Below are 16,330 nucleotides of genomic sequence, written 5' to 3' on the forward strand. Positions count from 1 at the left end.
TTGTTGATTTTTTTCCAATTGCCATTTGACATCATTGAAAATTGTTTTTTTGACATTGCCATTGTCATTGATTATATTTGCGCAAAATATTTTAAAAATGAAGAATCTAGTTGAAGAATTAAAGTGGCGTGGTTTGTACCATGATAGTATGCCGGGAACCGAAGAGCAATTGTTAAAGGAAGCAACAACTGCGTATATCGGGTTTGATCCAACGGCAGATTCACTGCATATCGGAAGCATGGTTCAGATTATTTTATTGGTTCATTTAAAGAATTTCGGACACCAGCCAATTGCTTTGGTAGGAGGTGCAACCGGAATGATTGGTGATCCGTCTGGGAAATCTGATGAAAGAAACCTGCTGAACGAAGAAACTTTAGCTAAAAACGTTGCCGGAATTAAAAGTGTTCTGTCTCGTTTTTTAGACTTTAATTCAAAAGAAGCAAATGCTCCGGTTATGGTAAACAACTATGACTGGATGAAAGAATTCTCGTTTATTGATTTTGCCCGTGAAGTTGGAAAACGTATTACGGTAAATTATATGATGGCAAAGGATTCTGTTAAAAAAAGAATTAACGGTGAAGGTGAAGGAATGTCTTTTACAGAATTCACGTATCAGCTAATTCAGGGATACGATTTTTATCATTTATATAAAAATAACAACTGCCTTTTGCAAATGGGTGGTTCTGATCAATGGGGAAATATCACTACTGGTGCAGAATTAGTCCGCAGAATGGGTGGCGAAAATGCAAAAGCTTTTGCGCTTACAACGCCATTAATTACGAAAGCAGACGGATCTAAATTTGGAAAATCGGAAGGTGGAAATGTTTGGTTGGATGCTGATAAAACTTCGGTTTATAAATTTTACCAATTTTGGGTAAACGCTACCGATGCCGATGCTGAAAAATACATTAAAATCTTTACTTTCTTAGATAAAGAAACGATTGACACGTTAATAGCAGAACATCAAGAAGCACCACATTTAAGAGTTTTACAAAAGAAATTAGCAGAAGAAATTACAATTTTTGTTCACAGTAAAGAAGAATTAGAAAAAGCAATCCAGGCTTCGAATATTTTATTCGGAAATTCAACTGCTGAAGATTTAAAGAAATTAGATGAAGCAACTTTCTTAGAGGTTTTTGATGGAGTTCCACAAGCTGAAATCGCAAAAGCGGATTTAGAAAGCGGATTGGATATTATCACTGTTTTGAACGAAAAAACAGGTTTCTTTAAATCAAATGGAGAGGCAAGACGTGCTTTAACAGCGAATTCGATTTCTGTAAACAGAGAAAAAATAAAAGAAGATTTTATACTAACGGCAAATGATTTAATCAACCATCAGTTTGTGTTATTGCAAAGTGGTAAGAAAAACTATTTTGTGATTCGTGTAGTTTAATCGGTAAATCTTTTAATCGATTAGTACTTTTAAAACGATATATATTAAATCCAATGTTCAAATTGAATATTGGGTTATTTTTTGAAAGTTGTTTTTCGATGAAACAATCTAAAGCACCATCAAATTGCATCCGCGTATATCAGAATTGTCAAAACGTCCCAATACCTCAAAAGAGTTGTTGGGATTTTTTTTGCCTAAATCCTGTGTGGCAATAAAAGAGCAGGAGTTAATGTTAGCCAAATCAATAACGTTGATTCCGCCGGTTTTTCCATCTTGAATATAGGTTAAGGCATCTTCGGGATCGCGAACTAGAATATGCATCCATGATGGACATTCAAAAACGCCTTCTCCTAAAGAATACGCTTGAGCCAGAAGTTCCGTCATTCCATATTCAGAATGAATGGAAGAAACACCAAAACCCTTGCATAAAATTTCGTGTAACTCTTCGCGAATCATTTCTTTGCGTTTCCCTTTCATCCCTCCAGTTTCCATAATAATGGTATTTTGAAGGTTGAATTGATGTTTTTCGATCAAATCCAGTAGCGCATAAGTAACACCAATTAAAATTACATTTTGACCAGATTCGTCTAATTCGGTTAATTTTTTAATCAAGTCGTCGTGATTGTGTAAATAAAACCCGCTTTCCGGCTGATTGGATAGTTTTATAAGGTCTTCTACCATGTAAATGAGTGAAGATCCTTCTCGTTCAAGATAAGACGGCAAAAGGGCTAAAACAACGTAATCTTCTATATTGCCATAAAACTGAGAGAAACCTTTGCGATAACTTTCTTCATAAAGTGAGGCATCCGTAACCAAATGTCGGCTTGTAATCATTCCAGTTGTACCACTGCTGGTAAAAGTCACCTGTGCTGGATCATTATTTGAAACGACATTATGGCTTTTGAAAAACTGAATGGGTAAAAATGGTATCTGCTGTAGAGATTTTACGCGTTGCGGATCTGTTTTTAAGAAATCACAAAACTCACGATATACCACATTATTTGCATATTGATGACGAAACACTTTTAATGCTGTTTTTTCAAATTGTTTGTGGCTTGAGATGGTAAATATATCGGTAGCTGTAATCAAAACTTTCTTTTTGTGCAAAGATATTGTTTTTAGGTTTTCGTCGTGATTTTCAGTAACAGTTTTCAGTCGAAAACCAAATCTGTAAACTAGTTACTGCGACTGTAAACTAAAAAAAGCCCCAACAGGAGCTTTTTTTATATTATCGAATGATAAGTTTTCGGGTTGAAGTGGCGTTTTGTTCACTAATTTTTATAATGTAAACACCTGGAACTAAATCTGAAACGCTAAGTTCCTTAGAAACTAAATGTGCCTGCAGTACTTTTTTTCCTAGAATATCAAAAACAATGACTTCTTTTTCCAAATCATTTTTAGAAGAAATATATACCTTTCCATTTAATACTGGGTTAGGGTACAAGCTTAGCCCCTCAATACCTGCAGTGTCTTGAGGTTTTGGTAATTGCTTACTGTCTTGCGCCGCAACGTTTACAGAAAAGAAAAAAGCCAATATGAATGTAATATAAAAGTAGTTTTTTGCCATCGCGTTTATTTGGATATTGTAAATATACAAAAAAAATGACAAAAATTACGCCAAAAAAAAACATCAATATTATTTGTGATGTTTTTAACATTTTGTTTCCGAAGTTATTAGGGATCGATATAATGATTTCCTTTATGATAAAGGACATAGCCTAATTTTTGCTGAGAGTTCTGGTCATAAAAAAACCGCCTGAATATTCAGACGGTTTCATTTTATTTTTTTATTCTAAATTACTTAGTCCAGTTAGCCCAAGATGGTAACTCAGCACCAGCACCAGCACCAGTTGCACCAGAAGTTTTTCCTGATAATTTAGGACCATCAAAAGTAGTTACAGAAGCTCCAAAAGTATAGTCTGTAATAGTGAAGTTACCAGCAGCGATATTTGCAGTTGCACCAGCATCTGTAGATAATTTAGTTAAAGCAGCAGGCATTCCGTCAGCAACATATAAGTTTGTGTAAGCTTGTTTTCCACCACCTTCTTTGTAGTTGATTGCTTTTTCGTCAGCTAAGAAAGTAGCACCACCTTTAACAATAGAGATGTTAACGATTTTAGCATTAGTCATTGGAACAGCTCCACTTGGATCTTTTGCGTTAGTAGAACCTTCAACACCAGCTTTAGTTACACCTTTAATGTAAACGTTTGTAGCAGTACCTTGCCATCCGTCAGCGAAATCTAATGAATCGTCATAAGAGTTGATGATTGTTAAGTTAGTAGCGTTTACAGCTCCTCCGAAGAATTCGATTCCGTCATCACCACTTTCGAAAGTATAGATATCAGATACTACAGTTCCAGAACCTACTCCGAAGAAAGAAATTCCATTATATTCTTTTTCAGCAGTATATTTAGAACCTGTGTAAGAAATTTTTAAGAAGTTGATGTTTCCAGAAGAATCTGCATTGTTGTTACCTCCATAGCTTAAACCACCTACTTCAGAAGTACCATTGTCTCCAGTATTTACTTTAGCATTACCAGCGATAATTAATCCACCCCAGTCACTTTGAGCTGGATTTGCTTTTCCAGATGTCATAACAACTGGTTTAGCAGCAGTACCATTGATGTTGATTTTTGCATTTCTTTCTACAGCGATATATAAAGAAGTTGCTTCTGCAGTAGCAGAACTTTTGATTACTGTTCCAGCTGGAATAACTAAAGTTGCTCCACCTTTAACTACTAAACCTCCAGTTAAAGTGTAAGTTTGAGTTGGGTCTAAAGTAACAACACCATCATTGATGTTACCTTTTAAATCGTCAACTTTTAAAACGAAACTACTTTTGTTTTCGTCTTTGTTGTTATCGTCAGAACTACAGCTCGTTAAAGCAAGTCCTAATATTGCAGCCATTGCAAAAATACTTTTTTTCATTTTTGTTGTGTTTTATTGTTTTATTTATTCAAGGCAAAGTAAACGAACGTATGTTTTTGCTGAGTTAAGTCGAGATTAATAATACATTAAGTATAAGAAGCAAAATAAAGTTTGACTTAATATAAAATTTACATTGGATGATTCTGCATAAAAAAAGGTGATTAGTATTAGCTAATCACCTTTATTGCATATTGTTAGAAATTTATTTCTTAGAATGTATAGTTCAAAGTAAGTCTAAGATCTGAACCTGCTTTGTATGAAGTAACAGTGATATCACCAATTGCTTCTTTTCCTGGTACTTCTCCTTGCTCTTGAACACGTTTGAAAGTTGGGTTCAAGATGTTATTGTAAATAAGACCAAGTTTAAGATTTTTAGTCAAACTTGTATTGGCAATAAAATCTAATTTATTTACTGCTTTATCAACCATATTTCCAACTCGTGAAGTTCCAATTACAGCTAGTTTATCTGAAAAATAAGAATAAGATACTGTTGCACTGAAATCACGTCCTTCTCTAAATTCATTTATAAATGATACGTTAGCATTGGCAAGGAAATTAGAAGCTCCTGTTAATTTACTATCTGTAAAAGTAAAGTTAGCTCCAAAATCATTTTCATTGTTTACTTTATCATTGCTTAGATCTTGGTTTGTGTATAAATAAGATCCGTTTGCGTCAAAAGAAAGTTTTGTTTTTAGATTGTCATCTTTTTCAATTTCGAAAATGTCTTTTCTAAATTCTACTTCAACTCCAGCTACTGTCGCTTTATCTCCTGTGTTTGCGTAAGAGATATCATTTGAAGAAGAGTTTAAGAACATTTCGTTGATTGGGTTTTGAATAATTTTTCCAAATGCAGTTACCGAAACTAATTCGCCAGCTTTCGGGAAATATTCCCATCCTAAATCGAAGTTATAATTTGTTGAAGCGTATAATCTTGGGTTTCCTTCGTATGCTTGTGCAACATCTTCGTAAATAATTGGCACTTTTTCTTTAAACTGAGGAAGTGTATAGGTTTTACTTGCAGAGAATTTTAAATTCTGTTTGTCAGTCAAAGTATATTTTGAAATTAAACTTGGTAAAATATTAAATTTCGAATCGTTAGAACTATCACCACCAGGAACTGTAGTTGTGATATAGTCAACATTCTGAGTTAATTGCTCAAGTCTAGCACCTAATATTACACTTAATCTGTCAGTTAAAGAATATTGAACATTTGCAAAAGCAGCGTTAATATCTAAATTTCCATTATATAATTGGTGGATTCTATTTGAATAAGATGAACCCCAATGTGCAGGATCTAAATAGTTATCTACATGGTGGATATCTTCTTTAGGGAAAGAAATTGTAGTTCTGTCTGGGAAGAATGAAAACTGCTGCATGTCGTAATTTAGATCTTTGAATTTTCCAGAATAACCAACAGTTACTTTTCCTTTATAAGTATCATCACTACCTTTTTTGAAGTTATAAGAAAGAGCAACATTTGCTGCTATTTCATTTTCTTTTAAGTCTTGAAAAAATCTGTGATTGTTGATGTTTGAGTTGGTAAAGAAAGTATAATCAGTTGCGTTAGGCGCTAATACAAAAGAGTTTTGCATACGATCTGGAACTGCACTGTTAGAAATACTGTATCCAACTCCCCAGTTTAAATTCCACTGATCGTTGAATTTGTTTTTACCTGTTAATTGGTTTACAATTAATTGGGTTCTTTCAAAAGTACCACGTTTAATAAAACCTGTAATTTGTTGAGTAGCATCTCCACCACCATCAAAATTCTGGTTTGTTCCTTCATACTCACTATAATCTTGATCACTAGAATTTAAGAATAATGAAGTAAAGAAAATTGAGTTTTTGTTGTTGATTTTATAATCAGCCGTACCCATAACAGTTGTAGTAGTGCTATGTTTGTAAGCTTTCCTAATGAAATCAGAGAAAATATCTCCATCAGAAGTAATTCCTCCTCTGCTGTAACCTTCAGTATATTTGTTTTTTGCACTAAACGAACCTGTAATAAAAGTCCCAATTGAACTCTCGTCGTTTATTTCGAATTTTTTTCCACCAGAAACAGTATAGAAAGCATTTAATACATTCTTGTTTTCTTTTCTGTCCCAGCTTGTTGCATAGCTGTATGGCTGCAACGGAGCATCAGGAATTCCAACTTTTTTAAATCCTGTGTAAGTTGGTCCGTCTTGTAGGTAAAAATGATCTTGTCCTAAAACATTTGTGTTAGCACCAGATCCAACTGAAACACTAACAAATGGTTTTCCACTGAATTTTTTTGCACTAATATCAATATTTGCTCCACCAAAATCGGCATAGTTTTGAGATTCAAAAGTTTTACTAATTCCGATATTGTCTACAATATTTGTAGAGAAAATCTCTAAAAGAATGTTTTTGTTAGCAGGATTGTTTGATGGTAATGGAAGTCCGTTTAAAGTTGTTACATTGTAACGATCTCCCAAACCTCTTACGAAAACATTTCCTGAATCATCTTGTTTAGATACACCGCTCACTTTAGCTACTGCATTCGCTACGTCGTTAACCCCTTTTCTAGTGATTTCCTCTGCGCCAATAGCCGCTTTAAAAGAAACTGCATTTTTTTGATCTAATAATAAAGCTGATTCTTTTTGTTTGTTAGCAGTAGTTGATTTAACCACTACATCTTTTAATGTGAAACTTCCAGAAGAAAGTGCTTGATTGATAACTACAGTTTCGTTTGCTTTTACGGTAACTGGAGCTTCTACAGATTCATATCCTAAAAAACTAAATATAACAGTGTAGTTTCCAGGATTTACGCTTAACGAATATTTTCCGTCAACGTCAGTATTTACGCTAATGTTTGTACCTTTAATTAAAACATTTGCAAAAGGTAATGGATCGTTGTTCATTTCTTTGTCGGATAGAACTCCAGAAATCGTACCTTTGTTTTGCGCGATCGAAATCGTACAAATAAATAATGCAATAAATAGAAATCTTAAATTGAATTTCATTGAGTGTGTTGTGTTTAATTTATTTTTGTGCAAAGAAAGAACCGCCCTGTAAAGTCCATGTTATGGACTTGTTATGTTTTTGTGTTGTTAAGATTATCAAATTGTTACCAGATTAAATTACCGTTAACACCAATTTTTAAAGGTTTATTTGTTAGTATATTTACCCTGTGAAATACAAAACATCGGATAAATAATTACAATATTTGATGTAAAAAATCTCAATTTTTGCTATTTATGAAAAAAACACAAACTAAGATTTTATTAGTTGACGACGAACCAGATATCTTAGAAATCGTTGGCTATAACCTTGCTCAGGAAGGCTACCAGATTGTTACAGCTTCTAATGGAAAAGATGCTATAGCAAAAGCTCAGAAAGAATTGCCTGAATTAATTATCATGGACGTAATGATGGCAGAAATGGACGGAATGGAAGCATGCGAGCATATTAGAAAAATTCCAGAATTAAATAATGTTATCATAACATTCCTAACGGCAAGAAGTGAGGATTATTCGCAAGTAGCTGGTTTTGACGCCGGTGCCGATGATTATATTACAAAGCCTATAAAACCAAAATTATTAGTGTCTAAAGTAAAGGCTCTGTTAAGAAGGTTAAAAGAACAAGAAATAGTTTCAGATACTATAAATGTGGGCGGAATCGAGATTAACCGCGAAGAATATAAGATCATAAAAGGCAACGTAGAAATTGCTTTACCAAGAAAAGAATTCGAACTATTTTATTTATTAGCTTCAAAACCAGGTAAAGTTTTTAAAAGAGATGAAATCCTAGACAAAGTCTGGGGGAATGAAGTAGTAGTTGGAGGAAGAACAATCGATGTTCACATTAGAAAACTACGTGAGAAAATTGGCGAAGACCTTTTCAAAACCATTAAAGGGGTTGGTTACAAATTTGAAGTTTAGTACCCACTATAAATTTGAACCATTAAGTGATATAGTTCATTTAATTTATAGTATACATATTTCCTTATCAAAGTTGTCTTTGTCAAAGTTTTTAACTTTGACAAAGATTTGCTTTTTTTAGTTCGTATGTGATTTATCCAATTAAAGTTTTACTTTTAAATGAGCTTATATCACTTATATGGTGAAAAATAATCTTTTAATGATTTTTTTCTTTTAAACAATTTCAATGAAAATCAATTTTAAAAAAACATACAAATTTGCTATTAAATCAGCACTGTATATAAGTCTGTTCGCCACAGGATTTGTGCTGATATTAATGTCCCTTTTTTACAAGAATCAATTAAAACATCAAATAGCATTTGGAATAGTTTTCATAATCATCATTTACATATTCTCTTTTCTAGTTTTACAATATCGTGTAGAACGATTTATTTACCGACGTGTCAAGAAAATTTATGATGAGGTTTCTCTTTTAGAATCAACCACTCTTATTAATCAGCCGATTAATACCGACATGGAAACACTTTCAAGAGAAGTGAAAAAATTCGCAACCGATAAAAAACTTGAAATCGAAATGCTCGAAATTCGTGAACAGTACCGAAGAGAGTTTTTAGGCAACGTTTCGCACGAATTAAAAACACCATTATTTACTGTTCAAGGGTATGTTTCAACATTGCTTGACGGTGCTATGGATGACAAACACATTCGAAAAAAATATTTAAAACGTGCCGAAAAAGGAGTAGAACGTTTAATTTATATCGTAGAAGATTTGGACATGATTACCAAACTTGAATCTGGTGATTTAGATTTGGTGATGACTGATTTTGATATCGTGGAATTGATTCAGAATGTTTTTGAATTATTGGAAATGAAAGCCGATAAAAAGAAAATCAAACTCTCGTTTGAAAGCAAAAATGTACAATCGGTTATTGTGCGTGGTGATCAGGATAGAATTCAGCAGGTTTTAGAAAATCTAATTGTGAATTCTATTAAATACGGAAAAGAAGGAGGATTGACCGAAGTTGGTATTGTAAATTTAACCAAGAAAAAAGTCCTAATTCGTGTTAGTGATACAGGAGAAGGGGTTGAAAAACAAAATATCCCAAGACTTTTTGAACGTTTTTACAGAGTAGATAAAAGCGGAACTCGTTCTGAAGGAGGTTCTGGTTTAGGTCTGGCAATTGTAAAACACATTATTGAAGCACACAAAGAAAAAGTATATGTAGAAAGTGAATTCGGAATTGGTTCTGAATTTTCTTTTACACTTGAAAAAGCATATAAAGCACAAAAACCTGAGGTTAAAAAATCGTAACCTCGGGTTTTGTAAAAGCCGTAAAACGAAGGTTTTAACAATAAATCAACATACGGATTTCGGCGATAACATTAAATTTTTATTATAATAACATCTGGTTAATGATTTCTTAACATAGGTGATACATCTTTGCATCCTGAAATTAAGGGATTTAAAGAAATAATGATAAAAAGAAAAATATTAGCAGTTCTATTACTGTTTACTTGGGTTTCGAATGCTCAGGAATTAAACAAACAGGATGTAAAAAACGAAGTAATGCGTATTTTAGATTCTATAAACAAAGCAAAACTGCCAGAAACAAAATCTGGAGGAGGAGTTGAAGAACATTGGTATGACAGAATCTCTCTTAGAGGTTATGCTCAAATTCGATACAATGGTTTGCTTTCTACAAATGATAAAGTTTCCTGCGAACAATGTGATAGATCTTGGGGAACAACTTCTACAGCTCCAGATGCAAAATCCAACAACGGACTTTTTATTCGTCGTGCCCGTTTAGTATTTTCTGGACAAGTACACCCAAATGTACTTTTCTATTTTCAGCCGGATTTTGCGAGTTCGCCAAGTGCAGGAGTTCAAAACTTTGTACAGATTCGTGACTTGTATTTTGATCTTTCTTTTGATAAGAAAAAAGAATACCGAGTTCGTATCGGGCAAAGTAAAATCCCGTACGGATTCGAAAACATGCAGTCAAGTTCACAACGTTTAACATTAGACCGTTCTGATGCGATCAATAGTTCAATTTTAAACGAGCGTGATTTAGGAGTTTTCTTTTACTGGGCTCCAGCCGAAATCAGAGAACGTTTCGCCATGTTGGTAAAAGACGGATACAAAGGTTCTGGCGATTTTGGAGTTTTCGCTTTTGGAGTTTACAACGGGCAAATTGCGAATAAACTTGACGGAAACCGTGATCTAAATGTAGTGACCCGAGTAACCTATCCTTTTGTAATCGGCAGTCAGATTATCGAACCGGGAATTCAGGCATATACCGGAAAATGGGCGTTTACCGGAGAAGTTTCTTCAGGAGTTACCGTTAACGATCCGCAATATGTAAAAGATCAGCGAGTAGGAGCAACATTTGTTTTGTATCCAAGACCTTTCGGAATCCAGACTGAATACAACATAGGAAAAGGGCCTCGTTACAATACTTTAACCAAAACAATTGATGAAACCGACTTAAACGGTGGTTATGTTTTGCTGAATTATAAATGGAATATTAAAAAACAAGTTATCTATCCTTTTGCCAAATTTCAATATTATGACGGAGGAAAGAAATATGAAAAAGACGCCAGAAGTTACGTAGTAAGAGATTACGAATTTGGTATAGAATGGCAGCCACTTAAAGCCTTTGAACTTACCGCAGAATATGTGGTAGCCGACAGAACTTTTGTAGACAGTGCGCTTCCAGTCAACAGGCAACAAGGAAATGTGTTAAGATTGCAAGCGCAGTTTAATTTCTAGACTTTATCTTCAAAAACAGAAAATAACGATTCCCAATCAATATTATTTTCAAATTGGGACAATCCTTTAAACGACTTTACCTTTGATAAATCATCAATCGTAAAGTCGTCTTGCATTGTATAAGGTACAAGATTTTCTTCTTGAAGTTTTACCGCCAGATATTCCTGTTCGTATTGTCCTGGAGTTGGAATAAAAAAGGCTTTTTTACCCAATTTAGCTAAATCCATAACAGTTGTATAACCCGAACGGCAAAGAACAAATTCACTTTCGTTAAAAGTCTGCTCCAGCTGTTTAGAATTCATGAAATTGTAATATGTAACATTTCCTGCCTGCCATTTCTCCTGCGTTTTTTCTACAATTCCTTGTACAAAAACGACTTTTCCATCAAACTTAGCGGCTTCTTTCTGCAGTTTTTCATCTAGAAAAGTACGCTGTGGTTCTGGGCCAGAAAGTATAATCATCAAATCGTATACAATTGGTGTTTCCTTTTTCTTCATTCTGCTCAAAGGACCAATATATTTTAGATTCAGTTCTTTGGTTTCAAGATGTCCTAAATTACCCGTAAGATTTACTTCTCCATCTGTATCGGGAACCCAGCACTCTGTATATTTTTTGATAACCTGTTGGTGACATTTACTGGTAAACCAAGTAGTATTTCCAGTCATCACATTCAATTGATGCGTCATAAATACAGAAGGAACTCTTTTACTGAAAACCCCAAGCCGATTGTCAGAAATTATTCCGTCAATACCATGTTTTCTAATCCATGAATTCACCATTTTTTTCTCGTCTAAAATGGCAGTAATCATTTTCGGAAGATTTTTAATAAGCTTCCATTTAAAGTTTTTACCATTCTTGGCATATTCAATATGATAAGAAGGCAGTTCTAAAGTCTGAATATAAGGGAATTCCTTTCGTAATAAAGCTAGCGCCACACCATCAGAAGCAATAATAGGAATAAAATTGTTTTCTTGAAGCGCCTTGATTATAGGAATACATCTCGTGGCATGCCCTAGTCCCCAATTTAAGGGAGCAACTAAAATAGTTTTATTAGCAGAATAGTCAATGCTCATAATTTTTAACGCTTTTTAAAAAACGAAGATAAAAAAATAAGCTTCTGATGCTATTTCGTAGATATTACTAAATTATTAACTCTACAGACGCGCTGAGACGTGATTTTTCGTTAAAAAGATGGCAAAAAAACTCTTAACTAGACAATAAAGTTACTTATATGTTAAGTAGATTTTGACCTTAAAACTCCTCCAAACAAAAAAAGGAACTACATATATAGTTCCTTTTTAAGTTCTGTACGCAGTTCTATTAGTCCTGAATATAGGTTTTATTTCCGTTTTTGTTAATGTAATATTTACCGCCTTTTGGACCAGTATATACTTTTTTACCATTGTACTCTCCTGTAACTTTGTCTGGTGTTTTCGGAGCCTTTTCGTTTGTTTCTTTTAACGTTTTTGTCGCTGCTTTTTTAGTAGCAGTGGCATCTTTCTTAGCGGCTTTGCTTGCTGCGTCTGCTTTAGCTTCGGTTTTTTTTACTTCAGCTTTTGTGCTTTCAGCTTTTGCATCCTTTTTCGCTTTAGCGGCATCGCTTTTTGCTTTTGTGGCTTTCGCCGATGCATCAGTTGCCTCTTTGGCTGCTTTTTTAGATTTGTCAGCTTCTTTTTTTGCATCTGCCGTAGCTTTATCGGCTTTAGCTTTTGCCTTTTTTGCAGAAGCTTCAGATTTCGCTTTAGCGTCTTTTGCAGTAGTTTCCTGAGCGTAGAAATTAGTAGATAAAACTACTATAAAGCAAAGTAATAATAATTTTTTCATGGTGGTTATAGTTTAAATTTCTTACTAAAAGTAAGAAATTTTTTCGTATCTTTTTCATTTGCCACTAAAAATAAGCACGAAGCTGGACGTTACCTGTATGTATTGTCGATCCAGTCTCACTTTTTCGTCCTTGGTAGTTTAAATTTATATCCAAAAATTGCGTAATATTCTTTTGCAGAAGCAGTTTCCAAACCAGATTTTGTCCCGCCTGAAGACCTTCAAGCATTTGAAAACCAACAGATGAAAATTCATTTCCGTTAAACTTATTTTCATAAAAAGAAAATTCCCCATTTAAAGTTATTTTACTTTCTCCCGAAAACGAAAACGAAGTCCCAAGTCTATTTTGAATCAGAGTTTCTAAGTTCCCAATTTGATTTTCCTTATTCTGAAATTCGTAAAAGAAATCCAGACTCGTATTTTTCGAAAACAAATAACTAATTTTTGGCGCCAGCTGATATCCTTTTAAATCATAATTCTTCTCGGTAAAATCGGCTGAGATTAAATTGGTTTTAATCGTTTTGGTAAAGAAATTAAACAGCCAGCTTTTTTGATACAAATGCGTGTACTGCAATTGATGCGAATTATTTTTTAAATGCTGCGATCCAATCGAAAGCAAACTTTTACCATTATTAATAAGGTACGAATACGTAACCGAATGTTTTTGTTTCCCGCGATTGTAAAATAAACTATTTCTGAAACTTGAATTTAATCCCAGAATATTTTCTTCTGAAGAATAAAACGGATTCAGTTCTAAACGATCGCCTTCGCTTCGTATTTTCCGATCCATAATAAAAGACGTCTGATTGTAGAAATACGACAACATCTTTTTCAAACCGTTTTCATTCTGCCATTGCAGCGGATTTAAAATAACCGATTGCGAAAATTTATTCTGATTGGTTTTAATATAAATCCTGTTCGGTAAAAAGATCCTCACGAATTTTGCCTGATCGGGAAAAGCGGCAATTTCAAATTCTTCCAATTCCTGAATCCCGTTTCCGTTGTAATCGTTCCAAGCATATACACCTTGTCCCGCGGGAACTTCCAAATACGTAAATTCCTGCTGCGCAATAGTTCCAGAACTGGTTTCGTAAACCGTTCCAATCTGCATGAACTGATTGAAGAAACGGTCATTATATAAAATTCTCGAATTTAAAGAAGGTTCATTTTTTCGGGCAGGATCTGTAAAATTCAAATTTCGATAACTCGCATAAACCGCTAAATCAGTTGTTTTGTTCTGAATCAGTTTTGACTTTACATAATAGGTCTGCGAATTGTTTACGTGCTGTAAAAGTCCGTTTTGCAAACTGTCATTTTTTCGCTGTAAAAAACCTAACTCCACAAAAACTTTCGTGCTGTCGCCTCGTCCCACAAAAGCACCGTATTCAGAAAATCGTTGGCTTAAAGCCGAAAATTGATTTGTTGTTTTATCTTTTTCCTGATTGTCTTCTATTTGAAAACTTCCTCCAATCCAATTTTTTCCAAAATGATATTTAGCTCGGGCTTGATTTCGGGTAAATTTTGAAGTAGAAGTGGTAGCATCAGAATTGAGGAAACTGCCTTGATTTTCAATCGTCCACTTTTTTAATTTGAATAAAGCCGATGCCGTGTGTCGTCCTCCCGAATAACTTTCGCTAAAATCTAGTTTTTCAAACTGATACGTAAACAATCCAATATTCGAAGTTTCTTTCTTCGCAAATAAATCAAAATTAAGACCTGTTACAAGCAGACTTTGGTTTCCTAAAAAAGTCGTATTTAAATTCCAATCACGGTTAAACTCAATATTATACAAACGTTCGACTGATCTAAAATCTTTCTGTACAAACTGATAATTGGCAAAACCGTCTAAAGTCCAGTTTCTGCTGAAAAGACATTTTTTGATATTGGTTTTAAAAGCCACACCTTCGTTATCAGAATCATCAATTCCAGAAAAAAGGTTTTTATCATTATTGCTCACCGCAATTTCAAAATCAACAAGTGTTTTTTCATCAGGATTGTATTTTCCAAGAAATGTTGCCACTTGAATTTTCATGGGCGCCACAAGCTGAACGGTTGGTTCGTAATTACCTTGCGGAATTCCGTTTGCAGGCGAAACGTATTCGTAGATTTTTTCGACAGCCGTACTATTTTGAACGACATAATTTCCGAGATTATTTCCAACAAGACTAAATTTTACATTGTACAAAACATCTTCAGAATTATTCGAATATTCATATATCTCAATTCCGTTTACAATTGTTTTTTTGTATAAAATCTTATTTTCAGAATACGTGTCTTCGTATGCTGAAGGTGCTTTCATTAAATTAGGATCATCACCAGCTTGACTTAAAATCTGAACTTGTTCTGTTGAAAGATTCTGTTGTAAAGGCTGGTTTTTTAAATCATTTTCAGAATAAATATAACCGCCAAAACTCCAGCTTTTATTTTCGTGCGTTGCTCCGGCATATGTAACCAATCGATTATAATTTCTTTCCGAATATTGGTATTCAACATTAATTCTCATTTCAGAATTAATGGGGAAAAGTGAGGTAAACACAATTTCTCCTGCATTGTAATCAATAACATAATCGTTGTTTTCGCCTCGTTTCAATAACGTGCCATTTACATACACACGTTCTGAACCCGAAATTACCAAAACATACAATTCGCCGTTTTGCCCTTTTAATTTATAAGGCCCTTGATTTCCTTCCTGTCCCGTAAAAGTGCTTTTGGCATATTGTCCTTTTACAAATGAAACCGAAGCAAAAACATTGGTTTTGCTTTTTTCGGTATCAAAATCGACACTTGCGGCAACTCCTTGTACTTTTTTGTTAAAACTTAGAAACTGCGTTTTCCGATTTTCCAGAAAAACGTCTCCCGCCCGAATGTTCCAGTCATCGCTGAAAAGTTCCATAAATATATTATCAAACTGATCAAGTTTTTGCGAATAACCCCCATCTTGAAGCGGAATATTATTGTCTTGAAGTGACGCCCGCAGACTGACTTTGTCGGATATTTTTCCTGTAATCTGTAAATCAAGATTCGAATTTAAAACCGTATTTTGGTTGTTCCCAACGGTTACGCCTCTGGTAATACTTCCTGTTGTGTTGAGTCCGTCAAACGGAGTTACTTTTTTACCATTGTCGTTGTCGATTTTGTATAACTTATCAGTGCCGACATCGTTGCTCACAACCTGGCTGTTTTTGTAAAGGCTGTATTCTTTTGTCAGGAAATCAGGATAATTGAGGTAATTAATTACTAAAGTATCAGAAACCGAAGTGAATTTTTCGTTTAAAAGAAGTGTTCCTTTTTGAAAATCAACTTTATAAAAAGTCGAATCGATAGGCTGGTTTTTGGTATTTAAAAGTTCGAAGAAATCAGAGTTGATGCTGAAATTTTCCAGCTGGATCGTGTCGCGTGTTGCAATTACTTTTTTGGTTTTGTACAATGATTCAGTATCCTGTGCCTGAAGCCCGGAATACCAAATCAGCACCGCAAAAAACAGTAATTTTTTAAACATAAACATTTTAACTCCGA

11 protein-coding genes are annotated in these 16,330 nt (G+C 34.2%); 4 read left to right on the plus strand and 7 right to left on the minus strand.

The annotated features are described in order from the left end of the window. Window positions 1–97: 97 nt before the first annotated feature. Window positions 98–1,393, plus strand: coding sequence for a tyrosine--tRNA ligase (gene tyrS / locus J0383_RS13270; protein WP_207294524.1), 1,296 nt, complete (start codon window positions 98–100; stop codon window positions 1,391–1,393). Window positions 1,394–1,501: 108 nt separating this feature from the next. Here tyrS and J0383_RS13275 read toward each other — a convergent pair whose 3' ends face one another. From J0383_RS13275 to J0383_RS13290, 4 genes are all read right to left on the minus strand, one after another. Further along, window positions 1,502–2,482 carry a LuxE/PaaK family acyltransferase gene (locus J0383_RS13275; protein ID WP_207298698.1) on the minus strand — a complete coding sequence of 327 codons (981 nt, stop codon included), beginning with the start codon at window positions 2,480–2,482 and terminating at the stop codon, window positions 1,502–1,504. Window positions 2,483–2,621: 139 nt separating this feature from the next. Beyond that, window positions 2,622–2,960 (minus strand): T9SS type A sorting domain-containing protein, encoded by a 339-nt coding sequence (locus J0383_RS13280; RefSeq protein ID WP_207294525.1) that lies wholly within the window; start codon window positions 2,958–2,960, stop codon window positions 2,622–2,624. A 230-nt stretch (window positions 2,961–3,190) separates the two neighbouring features. Continuing rightward, on the minus strand, window positions 3,191–4,321 hold the full coding sequence (locus J0383_RS13285; RefSeq protein WP_207294526.1) for a hypothetical protein: 1,131 nt from the start codon (window positions 4,319–4,321) through the stop codon (window positions 3,191–3,193). 209 nt (window positions 4,322–4,530) lie between these two features. Then, window positions 4,531–7,305 (minus strand): TonB-dependent receptor, encoded by a 2,775-nt coding sequence (locus J0383_RS13290; RefSeq protein WP_207294527.1) that lies wholly within the window; start codon window positions 7,303–7,305, stop codon window positions 4,531–4,533. 234 nt (window positions 7,306–7,539) lie between these two features. On the opposite strand from J0383_RS13290, the gene J0383_RS13295 reads away from it, so the two are divergent. The 3 genes from J0383_RS13295 to J0383_RS13305 all read left to right on the plus strand — a co-directional run bounded on the left by J0383_RS13295 (window position 7,540) and on the right by J0383_RS13305 (window position 10,993). Next, window positions 7,540–8,223, plus strand: coding sequence for a response regulator transcription factor (locus J0383_RS13295; protein ID WP_207294528.1), 684 nt, complete (start codon window positions 7,540–7,542; stop codon window positions 8,221–8,223). 226 nt (window positions 8,224–8,449) lie between these two features. Then, window positions 8,450–9,535: a sensor histidine kinase gene (locus tag J0383_RS13300; RefSeq protein ID WP_207294529.1), complete on the plus strand. Its 1,086-nt coding sequence runs from the start codon at window positions 8,450–8,452 to the stop codon at window positions 9,533–9,535. A 162-nt stretch (window positions 9,536–9,697) separates the two neighbouring features. After that, on the plus strand, window positions 9,698–10,993 hold the full coding sequence (locus J0383_RS13305; protein ID WP_207294530.1) for a porin: 1,296 nt from the start codon (window positions 9,698–9,700) through the stop codon (window positions 10,991–10,993). Here J0383_RS13305 and J0383_RS13310 read toward each other — a convergent pair. The 3 genes from J0383_RS13310 to J0383_RS13320 form a co-directional block, all read right to left on the minus strand. Continuing rightward, window positions 10,990–12,066, minus strand: a complete 1,077-nt coding sequence (locus J0383_RS13310) for a glycosyltransferase (protein ID WP_207294531.1) — start codon at window positions 12,064–12,066, stop codon at window positions 10,990–10,992. The genes J0383_RS13305 and J0383_RS13310 overlap by 4 nt on opposite strands. A gap of 247 nt (window positions 12,067–12,313) precedes the next feature. After that, window positions 12,314–12,817, minus strand: a complete 504-nt coding sequence (locus J0383_RS13315) for a hypothetical protein (RefSeq protein WP_207294532.1) — start codon at window positions 12,815–12,817, stop codon at window positions 12,314–12,316. 64 nt (window positions 12,818–12,881) lie between these two features. After that, window positions 12,882–16,313 carry a hypothetical protein gene (locus tag J0383_RS13320; protein WP_207294533.1) on the minus strand — a complete coding sequence of 1,144 codons (3,432 nt, stop codon included), beginning with the start codon at window positions 16,311–16,313 and terminating at the stop codon, window positions 12,882–12,884. Between the last annotated feature and the right edge of the window lie 17 nt (window positions 16,314–16,330).

The organism is Flavobacterium endoglycinae, from assembly GCF_017352115.1.
GTDB lineage: Bacteria > Bacteroidota > Bacteroidia > Flavobacteriales > Flavobacteriaceae > Flavobacterium > Flavobacterium endoglycinae.